Origin of the sequence: Pseudomonas sp. TMW22091 (assembly GCF_022496705.1) — a bacterium.
Taxonomy (GTDB): Bacteria; Pseudomonadota; Gammaproteobacteria; order Pseudomonadales; family Pseudomonadaceae; genus Aquipseudomonas; species Aquipseudomonas saxonica.
Window position 1 is genome coordinate 249,067 of sequence record NZ_SCFI01000006.1, and the last position, 12,709, is coordinate 261,775.

Annotated in this window: 10 protein-coding genes; all 10 read right to left on the reverse strand. The window is 57.5% G+C overall.

All coding sequences use genetic code 11. The features are described 5' to 3' along the window. Positions 1-20: 20 nt before the first annotated feature. The 10 genes from EQV93_RS13995 to EQV93_RS14040 all read right to left on the reverse strand — a co-directional run bounded on the left by EQV93_RS13995 (position 21) and on the right by EQV93_RS14040 (position 12,547). A complete protein-coding gene (locus EQV93_RS13995) occupies positions 21-1,031 on the reverse strand; it encodes a chemotaxis response regulator protein-glutamate methylesterase (protein WP_240891767.1) in 1,011 nt (336 codons plus the stop codon). Next, on the reverse strand, positions 1,028-3,319 hold the full coding sequence (locus tag EQV93_RS14000; RefSeq protein ID WP_240891768.1) for a hybrid sensor histidine kinase/response regulator: 2,292 nt from the start codon (positions 3,317-3,319) through the stop codon (positions 1,028-1,030). Before EQV93_RS14000 ends, EQV93_RS13995 begins: the two co-directional genes overlap by 4 nt. Further along, entirely contained in the window at positions 3,316-4,002 is a 687-nt protein-coding gene (locus tag EQV93_RS14005) for a chemotaxis protein CheW (protein ID WP_122782464.1), read from the reverse strand. Before EQV93_RS14005 ends, EQV93_RS14000 begins: the two co-directional genes overlap by 4 nt. Next, positions 3,999-5,276, reverse strand: a complete 1,278-nt coding sequence (locus tag EQV93_RS14010) for a protein-glutamate O-methyltransferase CheR (RefSeq protein WP_240891769.1) — start codon at positions 5,274-5,276, stop codon at positions 3,999-4,001. Before EQV93_RS14010 ends, EQV93_RS14005 begins: the two co-directional genes overlap by 4 nt. Continuing rightward, the gene (locus EQV93_RS14015) at positions 5,273-5,788 is read right to left on the reverse strand and encodes a chemotaxis protein CheW (protein ID WP_122782466.1); all 516 of its coding nucleotides are present in this window, start codon (positions 5,786-5,788) and stop codon (positions 5,273-5,275) included. Before EQV93_RS14015 ends, EQV93_RS14010 begins: the two co-directional genes overlap by 4 nt. Further along, the gene (locus tag EQV93_RS14020; protein ID WP_240891770.1) at positions 5,788-7,410 is read right to left on the reverse strand and encodes a methyl-accepting chemotaxis protein; all 1,623 of its coding nucleotides are present in this window, start codon (positions 7,408-7,410) and stop codon (positions 5,788-5,790) included. Before EQV93_RS14020 ends, EQV93_RS14015 begins: the two co-directional genes overlap by 1 nt. Before the next feature lie 720 nt (positions 7,411-8,130). After that, positions 8,131-8,895, reverse strand: a complete 765-nt coding sequence (locus EQV93_RS14025; protein ID WP_240891771.1) for a tellurite resistance TerB family protein — start codon at positions 8,893-8,895, stop codon at positions 8,131-8,133. Between the two features lie 44 nt (positions 8,896-8,939). Further along, positions 8,940-10,046 carry an NADH:flavin oxidoreductase/NADH oxidase gene (locus EQV93_RS14030; protein ID WP_146426453.1) on the reverse strand — a complete coding sequence of 369 codons (1,107 nt, stop codon included), beginning with the start codon at positions 10,044-10,046 and terminating at the stop codon, positions 8,940-8,942. A 205-nt stretch (positions 10,047-10,251) separates the two neighbouring features. Beyond that, the gene (recJ, locus tag EQV93_RS14035; RefSeq protein WP_240891772.1) at positions 10,252-11,961 is read right to left on the reverse strand and encodes a single-stranded-DNA-specific exonuclease RecJ; all 1,710 of its coding nucleotides are present in this window, start codon (positions 11,959-11,961) and stop codon (positions 10,252-10,254) included. A 43-nt stretch (positions 11,962-12,004) separates the two neighbouring features. Further along, positions 12,005-12,547 (reverse strand): YaeQ family protein, encoded by a 543-nt coding sequence (locus tag EQV93_RS14040; RefSeq protein WP_122782471.1) that lies wholly within the window; start codon positions 12,545-12,547, stop codon positions 12,005-12,007. Positions 12,548-12,709: the final 162 nt, after the last annotated feature.

Here is a 12,709-nt window from a genome sequence, read left to right on the forward strand (position 1 = left end):
GTCCTGCCGAGTTTTGTCAGTCATTTGCCGAATACCTCCTGCAGGCGTGACGCAATGTTGCCCAAAGGGCGAATTTCTACCGCAGCATCAATGGCTGCCGCTGCTTTGGGCATGCCATACACAGAGCTGCTTTGCTGATCTTGAGCGATCGTGAGGAAACCCTGCTCGCGCATCAGCTTGAGACCTTGTGCGCCGTCGCGCCCCATGCCGGTCAATAACACGCCAACCGCGTTACCGTTCCAATACTGGGCAACACTTTCAAAAAAAACATCGATCGAGGGTCGATAAATTTCGTTAACCGGCTCTGCGGTGTACGCCAGCGTCCCGTTCTTCAATAAGCGGATGTGGTGGTTGGTACCGGCCAGCAATACAACTCCCTGTTGCGGCGCTTCACCATCGCGGGCCAAACGAACATCGAGGCCGCACGACGAGCCTAGCCATTCAGCCATGCCGGCAGCAAAAACCTGATCGACATGCTGAACCAGCACGATGGCGGCGTTAAAGTCTTTGGGTAACCCTTTAAGCAAGCTTTCGAGCGCCGCCGGGCCGCCGGCAGACGAGCCAATGGCAACTAACCGTTCGCAAGCGTCCAGCACACGAGGGTGCGCCGACACCGTTTTGACCCGTTTTTCGCTTTGGCCTATCAGCCAGCCAATGTTGAGAATTTTGCGCAGCAAGGGTGCAGCCGCTTCTTTAGGATTGCTCCCCCCCAACACCGGTGTGTCGACCACATCCAGCGCACCAAAGCCCATGGCTTCGAAGACTCGATGCACATTCTGTTGCCGGTCAATGGTCACAATCACAATCGCACATGGGCTTTCGGCCATGATCCGGCGCGTGGCCTCTACCCCGTCCATGATGGGCATGATCAGGTCCATCAAGATCAAATCCGGAGTGTTTTCAGCACACAGCCGAACGGCCTCCGCCCCATTGCTGGCGACCCAAACAATGTCATGTGCCGGCTCAAAGGCCACCGCCCGGCGTAACGCTTCAACGGCCATGGGCACGTCGTTGACGATGGCGATTCTCATGTCTGGGCTCCTCCAATGAGTTCAACCACTGCATCGAGCAGGGCATCGTCATGGAAACTGGCTTTGGCTAGATAATAGTCGGCGCCTGCGTCCAGGCCTCGCCGACGGTCTTCTTCACGATCTTTATAAGAAACCACCATGACTGGCATGGATTGCAGGCGATTATCACGGCGCAACAACGTGACCAACTCGATGCCGTCCATACGCGGCATGTCGATGTCTGTAATCAACAAATCAAAGTGTTCGGCGCGCAACGCATTCCAACCGTCCATGCCGTCCACCGCCACCGCCACGTCATAACCGCGATTGATCAATAGCTTGCGCTGCAATTCGCGAACGGTCAGCGAGTCGTCCACGACCAGAATGCGCTTGCGCGTCAACTCGGCAGCCTGTCGATGACGTCGATCGATGCGTTCCAGACGCCCCGTATTGAGTAACTTGTCCACCGAACGCAGCATGTCTTCGACATCCACGATCAGTACAGCAGAGCCATCGTCGAGCAAGGCTCCGGCCGAAATATCCTGCACCTTGCCCAGACGATGATCGAGAGGCAATACCACCAGGGTGCGCTCACCGATAAACCGGTCGACCGCCACACCGTAGACCGCATCGCGCTCGCGAATGACCACGACTTTGAGGGTTTCGTCATCGCCTTGAGCCGGTGGACGCTGGAGCAATTGACTGGCAGCGACCAGCCCTACGTGCCGGCCTTCATACCAGAAGTGTTGACGCCCTTCGAGCTGGACGATGTCATCCGATTGCAGCTCACACATGCGCTCGATATGCGCCAACGGGAAGGCATAGGCTTCATCCGCCACCTCAACCACCAGGCTGCGCACCACCGACAACGTCAGCGGTACTTCCAGATGAAAACGGCTGCCCTGCGACGAGGTCTGCTCCAGCACGATGGCCCCCCGAAGCAAGCGCACCATGTGCTGGACAGCATCCAGCCCGACACCTCGCCCCGAGACCTCGGTGACGGTGTCGCGCAGGCTAAAACCCGGTAAAAACAGAAAGCTGAGCAATTCTTCTTCGCTCAACTGCGCCACGGTTTCAGCGGTCGACAATTGGCGCGCGACAATAGCGCTGCGTAAACGGTCAAGGTCGACACCCGCCCCGTCATCACTCAGGTCCAGCACCAACAATCCCGCTTGATGTGAAATGCGCAGGCGAATCACACCTTCTGCGGGTTTACCGGCCAACAGGCGCTGCTCAGGTGTTTCGATGCCATGGTCAGCGGCATTGCGCAGTAGATGGGTCAAAGGCGCTTCGAGTTTTTCCAGTACATCGCGATCAACCTGGGTTTTCTCGCCTTCTATTTCCAGGCGAATTTGCTTGCCCAAGGCACGGCCCAGATCGCGAACCATGCGCTCCTGCCCGACCAGCACATCGGCGAAGGGTCGCATGCGACACGCCAAAGCGGTGTCGTAGAGCAATTGTGCACGCTGGCCAGCCTGCCAGCTAAATTCGTCCAGTTCGGCGATCTGCTCACTGAACAGCTGCTGTGAATCTGCCAGTATCCGCCGCGCTTCGATCAAGGCCTCTTCGGCTTCATGGCTCAGACCCACCGACTTGAGCTGTTCATTGAGCATGTCCAGCGCTCGCAGGCTGTTGCCTTGCATGCGTTTGATACGCTGCAAATTGACCAGCCAGGTTTTCAGCCGCTGGGTTTCGACCAATGATTTGCTGGACAAATCGAGCAGGCTGTTAAGCCGTTGCGCGGTGACGCGTAGAACGCGTTCGCCGCTTTCGGTCAGGCGTTGGGAGCGCGGGGCGGGTGCGGGCTCAGGCTGCTGCGGCGGCTCGTGAGCTACGACCGCAGGCGCGTCCGGTGTTGGTGGCAGCAAGAGTTGCGATACATCGAACTCAGGTGGCGTAACCGGTGCCGAGATCGAATTGGGGTCCAGCAGCCGGTTCATGAGCGCGACATAGGCGTCAACATCCTGCGGACCGGCGTTGGCACTGCCGGGCGTGGCAATCCGCATTAGTAGGTCAGTGCCCTGCAACAAGGCATCGATATGTTCCGGCTGCAGGTACAAACGGCCTTCCTGGGCGCTGACCAGGCAATCTTCCATCACATGAGAAACGCTGACGCCAGCATCGACACCGACGATACGCGCAGCCCCCTTGAGCGAGTGCGCGGCACGCATGCAGGCTTCCAGTTGGTCAGCCTGCGTCGGGTTACGCTCAAGCGCCAGCAACCCAGCACTGAGCACTTGAGTCTGCGCCTCGGCCTCAAGGCTGAACAGTTCAAGCAACGAGGCATCGCGCATTTGCTCGGGGGTCATGTCAGGCTCCGGGTAATGGCGCCAAGCAGTTGCTCTTCATCCAGCCAGCGCAGGCTGCGGGTTTTCCACTGCAACACCCCACGGGTGTATTTTGCGCTGACGTGTTCGCCCGACGCGGATGCGGCGTTGAGCACGCGTTCTTCAATGTTATGGATGCCATCCACCTCATCCACCGGCACCACCACAGGCCCGCCGTGGGCGGCCAGAATCAGCATTCGCGGCATCACCCGTAACGATGTCGGGCCCGCTAGCGTAGGGTCCAGGCCCAACAGTTCAATCAGCGACAAGCACGGCACCAACGCTCCCCGCACGTTGGCGACCCCCTGCAGGGCACGCGAACGCTGGTGCGGCAGTGAATGAATGGGTTGCATCGGCGCCACCTCATCCAGACAGCGTGTGGCCAGCCCTAGCCACTCGTCGCCCAGGCGAAAGATCATCAATGATCGCGTCGCCACCTTGCGCTCATCGACTCGCGTGGCGTACTGCTCGACATGCTCTTGCTCAAAAGAATAGCGATCCAGTAAACGCGTCGCGGCGGCCGAGTAGACAGAACAGTTGCGGCAATGAATATGTTCGGGCAGTACCGGGCAAGATTTGTCGCCATAGATACCGATGCGGTTCCAGCAGTCATCAATGGCGAGTGCTTCGGTGTGGATCAAACTCTGGGCTGATAGCGCGCTCATTGCTTACCCTCACTCTGATCAGATAGCCGACTACGCACAGCACGCTCTTGCAGACGCTTGGCCCCGGCGACATCACCTCGCGATTCCAATAAGGCGGCAAGGTGCGCCAACGCCTCTGAATGCTGGGGTTCCAGATACAACGCCTTGCGGTAATAAGTTTGCGCTTGAGCCGCCTGCCCGTCGACGTCACTGAGCAAGCCCAGCCAGTAAAATGCCTGCGCGTGAGGGCCGTGATGTTTCAATAATTGCTCACAGGCCAAGCGCGCCTCCGTGCTTTTGCCTTCGTTGGCCAAGGTGGCGATATGCTCCAGCTCTGATTTCAGCTCGTGGGGCTTGGCGCGCGGGGCGTGTTCGGCAGGGGCTTGGGAAGGCGAAATAAAGGGCCGAGGGGCCACAGCAGCCAGAGGCGATGTTGAGCGCACAGCGGGTTTGGGCTTGGCCGCCACTAGATACGGTGCGGGTGCGGCGGGCTCGGGCTGCGGGTTGTGAGAAAAAGCAAACGACTGTGGCGCGCCGATTGAACGCATTCCCAGACGGCTCAACAAACTGCCTTCTGCCGGGCCAATAAATAAAACACCGTCATCGCGGGTCAGACGCTTGAGCACGTCCAGTGCCTGCTGCTGGGTCTTGAGGTCAAAATAGATCAGCAGATTGCGGCAGAACACAAAGTCATAGGGAACATGACTGGCCAAAATCGCCGGATCCAGCAAGTTACCCACGTTAAAACTGACTTGATCACGCACGCGGTCAGACACGACGTAACCGTCCTCGTCGGCGCTGAAATAGCGCTCGCGAAAATCAGTCAGTTGGCCTCGAAATGAATTTTTGCCGTACCGCGCACGCTGCGCCTTCTGCACGGAGTGAGGGCTGACATCCAGCGCCTGAACACTGAACTGGTGGGCAGATAACCCGGCATCAAACAACGCCATGACAATTGAATACGGCTCTTCGCCCGTCGAGCACGGCAAACTCAAAATACGCAGGGTGCGAGGGCTGCTCATTTCGGCCAGACGTTTTTTGGCCAGTCGGCCCAGTGTGGCAAACGATTCCGGGTAACGAAAAAACCATGTTTCCGGCACGATTACGGACTCGATCAGTGCCTGCTGCTCGTCTTCAGAACTGATCAAATGCTGCCAGTAAAGGTCGTTATCGGCGACTTTCAGCGCTGTGCAACGCTGGCGCACGGCGCGTTCGATAATGGCCGGGCCAACGGATGCCACGTCCAGGCCGATGCGCCTTTTCAGGTAATCGAAAAATCGTTGATCGCTACTCATGCGGGCACCTGCGCGCCGACATCATCGGGGCCGATGGCAAACAACAACGCAGACTCGGCCGGACTCAGCAAGTCATCCACACTGAGCCATTGCAACAGGCCTTGATGATCTTTGCGCACAGGGCCCAGATAGGGCGCGTCATGGTTATCCACGCCATAAGGCTGAAACTCTGCCGGATCACAGCGCACTGTATCGCTGGCCTGTTCGAGCATCAGCCCGAGCACCTGCCCCCGATAATTGACCAGCACCAACCGGGTGCTGGTTCGGGCCACCGAGGCCTGACCGAAGGTCATGGCGCTTATATCAATCACCGGCACCATTTGCCCACGATGCGAAAAAACCCCGGCCACCCAGACTGGCGTGTGAGCAACCGGTTTGAGCGGCAAACGCGGCAGCACTTCCACTACATCAGTGGCGGGTAAGGCAAAACGTTCGTCGCCGATGTAAAACACCAGAAAGAGACGTGTTTTTACCGCTGCCCCGGCTGCGCGTTTAGCAAGAGGTTCGCTCATCAGACTTTGAATCGCGAAACGCCGCTGCGCAGTCCCACCGCGACCTGACTGAGTTCGTCGATCGCAAAGCTGGCCTGACGCAAGGACTCGACGGTCTGGCTGCTGGCATCGCCTAATTGCACCAAGGCCAGATTGATCTGCTCAGCACCGGTAGCCTGGGCCTGCATGCCTTCATTGACCATCAACACGCGCGGAGCCAAGGCCTGAACCTGGTGGATGATTTGCGACAATTGCTCGCCGACCTGTGTCACTTCGAACATGCCACGGCGTACTTCTTCAGAAAACTTGTCCATGCCCATGACGCCCGCAGAAACGGCAGACTGGATTTCACGCACCATTTGTTCAATGTCGTACGTCGCCACGGCGGTCTGATCGGCCAAGCGTCGAACTTCGGTCGCTACCACTGCGAAACCACGACCGTATTCACCCGCTTTTTCCGCTTCGATAGCGGCGTTGAGCGACAGCAGGTTGGTCTGATCCGCCACTTTGACAATGGTCACCACCACCTGATTGATGTTGCCGGCCTTCTCATTAAGAATCGCCAGCTTGGCGTTGACCAGATCAGCAGCCCCCATGACCGAATGCATGGTTTCTTCCATACGGGCCAGGCCTTGTTGCCCGGAGCCCGCCAAAATTGAAGCTTGATCGGCGGCTGAGGTGACTTCGGTCATGGTGCGAACCAGGTCGCGGGACGTGGCGGCAATTTCCCGTGAGGTGGCGCCAATTTCGGTGGTGGTGGCGGCCGTTTCGGTCGCGGTGGCTTGTTGCTGCTTGGAGGTGGCCGCGATTTCGGTGACTGACGTCGTGACCTGTACCGAGGAGCGCTGGGCTTGCGATACCAAGGCAGTCAGTTCGGTCATCATGTCATTGAAGCCGGTTTCTACGGCGCCGAATTCGTCTTTACGCTCCAGGTTCAAACGCGAACTCAAATCACCGGAGCGCATGACTTCAAGAATCGCCACGATGCGTTTCATGGGCGACATGATGGCTTGCAACAACAGGAAGCCGCACAGCGCTGCCGCCAGAACAGCGATTGCCAACGAAATCAGCATACTGACTTTCGCGGCAGTCACGGCTTGGGAGATGTTTTCGCTCGCGGTGGTGGCCGAAGACCGATTGCTGTCAATCAGTGTGTTGAGCTGTTTGCGGCCACTCGCCCATACGGGTGCCAACTGTTCGCTGACAAGGGTCTCGGCCTGGGCAAACTCCTTGTTTTCGTACAACTGGAGTACTTGAGCCAAGGTTTTGCCAAACACCTGGTGAAGCCGCTCAAACTCATTGAACTCGGCCCGATCCTGATTATCGAAGATGGTGCCTCGGTAGTTTTCCAGCTCGCGATTCAGACGTTCTTCATAACTGGCGTAAAGCTTTCGATCTTCGCTGGTGAGATCACGCTGATTGGACGAACCGACCAATTGCAGGGTGAGTACAAAACTGTCCACCCAGGCACTGCGGACCATCGAACTGTAGTAGACCCCGGGGATCGAATCGGTGCGTACCGTTTCTGCGCTGGTCTGGATTGACAACAAGCGTGAGTAAGACGCCACAACCATCAACAACATGATGGCAATGATCACCGCAAAGCTCGCCAAAATGCGTTGGCGCAACGTCCAGTTCTTCACAGTCAATCCTCGGAGGCCATTCAAATGAAGGGGAGTATAGCCGAGGGTACTCTATGATTCGCACGAACTCTGAGACCAATCTCACAGCGTTCGGCAAAAAAACCTACATGTAATTTCCTCCTTGTAGACGCTGACGAGAAACGAGGGCTGGAATCAAGCGCGCAGCCACTCAACGTGAGGAGTTGTCTTTGTCTTTGTCTTTGCTGTAGCCACGCGATTTTTGGGTCGACGCGAATGTCGACACTCGGCGTTTGCCTAAAGCACCTCGCCATAAAGGCGAAACCTTTATTCCAGTTAAAAGCATGTAATGGATATGTACTCGAAGCTTTTAATTGGCCTGCGTACATATCCATTGGATGTATTAAGACTTTCTACGGGTTCCGCCCTTACGGCGTGTCACTTTGCAAAAGCCGAGTGTCGGACCATGACAAAGTAACCAAAGCGCTTCCGCCCCCGCGTACGGCCCTCGCTTCGCTCAGGTGTCCCTCACTCCGGTCCCGCTCCGTGGGCACGCTGCGACGGGCCATCCATGGCCCGATCGCAGCTCTCCCGGCATCCATGCCGGTCGACCCACTCCGCGAAACCTCCATTCGGCCTCCCGAAGGGGCGGCAGATCAAGATCAAAAACTAGATCAAAAGCCAGATCAAAAGCCAGATCACAAGCCAGATCACATGGGCCGATCGCAGCCTCGATCCTCTTCAGCGACTACAGGTACTGCCTTAAGCGGCGGCAGAGTGTCTGACCTCTTTCTCAAGCGCGAGCTTCAAGTCTGAATTGAGCTTCAAGTGCGTAGCCAACTCGTCCAGATACACACGCTCCTGAGGGTTTTCTTCATCAGCGACCAGCACACTGGCAAGGTACATTTCGACCGCCATGCCCGTGTCCGTCGCATAAGCTGCCACGCTTGCCGCATCCAGTGGCGATTGCAACTCCTGATCCAGCCACTGCTTGATGGCGAAGTTGCCACTCTCATGCTTAAACCGCTCATTAATTAACTGATCCTCCCGTTCATCGATTTGACCATCCGCCTTGGCGGCCGCGATCATGGCTTTGAGAATGGCCAGCGTGTGTTCCTCAACTTGTTGCGGTGACGTCAGGCGGTCAAGGGTTTGCGGCTCGGTCTGAGGGGCCGCAGCCTGATTGGCTTGCCAGTTGGTATAGGCCTTGTAAGCCAGCGAACCCAAAGCCGCCAACCCGCCATAGGTCAATGCCTGACCACTGCCCCCCTTGCGACCCAGCAACATGCCCAGAACGCTGGCAACCATCGCGCCGCCCCCGGCGCCCGAGAGTAAACCGCCCAAACCTCCAGCGCCTGCTGAACGGTCGGTTCCACCCGCACCGCCCAGCAAATCGCCTAAACCACCCAGCCCCCCCAGGCCTCCTGTACCCGCAGAACCTGCAGCGCTGCCTTGAGCGCCGGTCTTGTCCTGCATCATTTGCTGACCGGACTTGAGTAACTGTTCGAGCAATCCAATGGTGTTCATGAGAAACCTCTTGCTTGAGGGGGTGAAGGGAACAACACGTTGTTTCAATCTCGCAAATCAGACTCATGAATCGGCTGATCGCGATGGGTCGCACGTTGATACTGGGCCGGCCAAATGGCCTGTCGTCCCCCAAGGTCATCATCTGCGTGCAAAGGCCAATACGGGTCACGTAACAGCTCGCGTGCCAGCAAAATCAAATCAGCCTGACCGGTGCGCAGAATGTGCTCGGCCTGTGCAGGCTCGGTGATCATGCCGACGGTACCCGTCGCAATGCCTGACTCTTTACGCACGCGTTCGGCGAATCGGGTTTGATAGCCAGGCCCGACAGGAATCTCGGCATTGGCCGCCGTGCCGCCCGAAGAGACATCGATCAGGTCAACCCCAAGGCCTTTGAGGCGTCGCGCCAGCTCGACGGTTTCGTCAGGGTTCCAACCGTCCTCTACCCAGTCGGTTGCCGAAACCCGCACGAACACGGGCAGTTCTTCGGGCCACACTTCACGCACGGCCTCGGTGACTTGCAGCACCAGACGAATGCGGTTTTCAAAGGAACCGCCGTATTGATCGAGCCTTTGATTACTCAGGGGCGAGAGGAATTGATGCAACAGATAGCCGTGAGCCGCGTGCACCTCGACCACTGAAAACCCGGCCTCAAGCGCCCGCTTGGCAGCGTCGGCAAAGGCCTGTACGAGATCATTGATCTGAGATTCGTCCAACTGCGTAGGCACCGTATGGCGAGGGTCGAACGCAATAGGGGAAGGGCCTACAGGCACCCAACCGCCCTCCTCCTCTTTGACGCTGCCATGCTTGCCCAGCCAGGGGCGATAAGTGCTGGCCTTGCGCCCGGCATGGGCTAGCTGAATACCCGCTACAGCACCTTGAGCCCGGATAAAACGGGTGATGCGCTGCAACGGTTCGATTTGATCGTCATGCCATAACCCCAGGTCTTGGGCTGTGATGCGCCCGTCCGGGGTGACAGCGGTCGCTTCGGTAAAAATCAGTCCCGCGCCCCCCACTGCACGGCTGCCGAGGTGAACCAGATGCCAATCATTGGCCAGCCCATCAACGCTGGAATACTGGCACATGGGTGAAACGGCAATACGGTTAATAAGGGTCAGTTGGCGCAGGGTATAGGGTTCGAGCAGCAGACTCATGGGTCACCTCTCATTGCAGTTGGCAGGCTCCAGGCATCAAGCATTACCTAGAAGCCTAGTCGACAACACTGAAAGAGGCAGGGTTCAAATTAAGAGGGCTGGCGGGCAGGTGCCCCTAGGCGAGGAGAAACTGCCAGTAACCCGCCTGAGCATCGACCTGTAGTCGCGGACGAGGCTGCGATTACAGGACGACAGAGAGGTTTAGTCAGCGGGGTTCAATGTGGGCAATCATCAGTTGCACGGTTTCGTTGCCGCGAAACTCATTGAGATCGAGCTTGTACGCCAGTTCTACCCAGCGGATGGTCGGGTTGGGCCACACTTCGCGGTCAATACCGAAGGCGATACCGTCCAGCTTTACGCTGCCACATTCAGTTTTGAGAACGACTTTCAAATGCCGCTCACCTACGATGCGTTGCTCTACGAGCTGGAACACACCATGAAACAGCGGTTCTGGAAAGTGCTGCCCCCAAGGCCCGGCATTACGCAGGGCACGCGCCAGTTCAAGATGAAACTCCTCGACGGCCAGGCTGCCATCAGAAAGCAAGCGGCCTGTGAGGTCTTCCTGGCTCAGCTGACGACGCACTTCTTCGTCAAATGCCTGGGAGAAAACCTCAAAGTTCGCCGCTGGCAAGGTCAACCCCGCCGCCATGGCATGGCCACCATATTTGGCGATCAAGTCAGGATGTTGTGCTGCGACCACGCTCAACGCATCACGAATGTGAAACCCCGGCACCGAACGCCCTGAGCCTTTAAGCAAACCGTCTCCTGCATCGGCAAACGCAAATGTCGGACGGAAATAGCGCTCTTTAAGGCGTGAAGCCAGAATACCGATCACCCCTTGGTGCCATTCGGGATCAAACAGGCATAAACCAAATGGCATGCTGTCGATCGGCAGTTCCTTGAGCTGGGCCAGCGCTTCACGCTGCATGCCTTGCTCGATGGACTTGCGATCCTGGTTCATTTCATCCAGTTGTACGGCCATTTCTCGCGCGGCATTCGCGTCATCCGTGAGCAGGCATTCAATGCCTAAACTCATGTCATCGAGCCGACCAGCGGCATTGAGCCGTGGGCCCAGAATAAAGCCAAGGTCTGTAGAGGTGATGCGCGAATGATCGCGCTTGGCCACTTCCAGAATGGCTTTTAACCCCGGCCGCGCACGGCCGGCGCGAATACGCTCAAGCCCTTGATGCACCAGAATGCGGTTATTGGCATCCAGCGGCACCACGTCTGCCACGCTGCCCAAGGCGACCAGATCAAGCAACTCGGCAATGTTGGGGGCCTTGCTGTTTTGATACCAACCCAGGCTGTTCAAACGTGCACGCAAGGCAATCAGGACATAGAAAATCACCCCCACCCCGGCCAGCGCCTTGCTCGCAAACTCGCAACCCGGCTGGTTGGGATTGACGATGGCATCCGCCGCCGGCAATTCATTACCCGGCAAGTGGTGGTCGGTGACCAAGACACTCAGACCGGCTTTTTTCGCCGCCGCGACGCCTTCGACACTGGAAATGCCGTTGTCCACCGTGATCAATAACTGCGGCTTGCGAGTCAGCGCCACCTCAACGATTTCTGGCGTTAAGCCATAACCGTATTCAAACCGGTTGGGCACCAGATAATCCACATGGGCTGCGCCCAGCAAACGCAAGCCAAGCATGCCTACCGTACTGGCCGTCGCACCATCGGCGTCAAAGTCGCCGACGATAAGAATGCGCTGGCGCTGCTCGAGTGCAACCACCAGCAAGTCCACCGCGGCGTCGATGCCCTTGAGCTGCTGGTACGGGATCAACCGCGCCAGGCTCTTGTCCAGTTCAGCTTGCGACTGCACACCCCGTGCCGCGTAAAGACGCGTCAGTAAAGTCGGCATTTCGCCCAAAAAAGGCAGGGTTTCAGGCAGTGGACGGGGTTCAATACGCATAAGCGGTGGGCGTTTCTCGTTGAAGGAATAAAGGGGCGTTTACTTAACCGCGGTCGCCTTGCAGCCACTGCAATTGCACTTCGTGCTGACCGCGATCATCGGTCACGAAAATCGTGCCTTCACTGATCATCACGTCCCACTTGATAACGCGGGGCATGTCTTTGGCCAATACCTCAAGAATCTCTTGCGGTACCGCAGCGATATTGACGTTTTTCAGGTTTTTGATGGCCGGAATGACCTTGCCTTCCCAAACACGCAAACTGCCATAGGCCAGCAGGCTGGTGCGTTCCGTACGACGCGAACACCAGGTCAGGCGGTCGGCATCGGGCTGGCCCACTTCGATCCAGTGAAGAACACGGTCATCCAGACTTTTTTCCCAGAGCGCGGGTTCGTCAACATCTGAGAGACCACGGCCAAATGACAGCTGTTCGTTGTACCACAGGGCATACGCCAGAAGGCGCACGGTCATGCGCTCTTCCGTTTCCGAAGGGTGACGCGCAATGGTCTGCTTTACGCTTTCGTACACATTACGGTCGAGATCGGTGAGATTGAGTTCAAACTTGTAGGTCGTGGACGGCTGGGCCATGAACGGGCTTCTTGATACAGAGAAAGGCGGCAAGTCTAACCGATACGCTGCCATGCGCCGAACATATCCTGTGAACGGACTTGACCGGGATGCCGCAGGCGCGGCGCATCGTGCCAACCAGACCCTCAGCAGGATTTGTACGGCCACCTATGTTAAAAGTCT

Excerpts from the sequence above, each read along its gene's own strand:
- EQV93_RS13995 (WP_240891767.1), bottom strand. The coding sequence starts at position 1,031 with ATGAGAATCGCCATCGTCAACGACGTGCCCATGGCCGTTGAAGCGTTA.
- EQV93_RS14000 (WP_240891768.1), bottom strand. The coding sequence starts at position 3,319 with ATGACCCCCGAGCAAATGCGCGATGCCTCGTTGCTTGAACTGTTCAGC.
- EQV93_RS14005 (WP_122782464.1), bottom strand. The coding sequence starts at position 4,002 with ATGAGCGCGCTATCAGCCCAGAGTTTGATCCACACCGAAGCACTCGCC.
- EQV93_RS14010 (WP_240891769.1), bottom strand. The coding sequence starts at position 5,276 with ATGAGTAGCGATCAACGATTTTTCGATTACCTGAAAAGGCGCATCGGC.
- EQV93_RS14015 (WP_122782466.1), bottom strand. The coding sequence starts at position 5,788 with ATGAGCGAACCTCTTGCTAAACGCGCAGCCGGGGCAGCGGTAAAAACA.
- EQV93_RS14025 (WP_240891771.1), bottom strand. The coding sequence starts at position 8,895 with ATGAACACCATTGGATTGCTCGAACAGTTACTCAAGTCCGGTCAGCAA.
- EQV93_RS14030 (WP_146426453.1), bottom strand. The coding sequence starts at position 10,046 with ATGAGTCTGCTGCTCGAACCCTATACCCTGCGCCAACTGACCCTTATT.
- recJ (WP_240891772.1), bottom strand. The coding sequence starts at position 11,961 with ATGCGTATTGAACCCCGTCCACTGCCTGAAACCCTGCCTTTTTTGGGC.
- EQV93_RS14040 (WP_122782471.1), bottom strand. The coding sequence starts at position 12,547 with ATGGCCCAGCCGTCCACGACCTACAAGTTTGAACTCAATCTCACCGAT.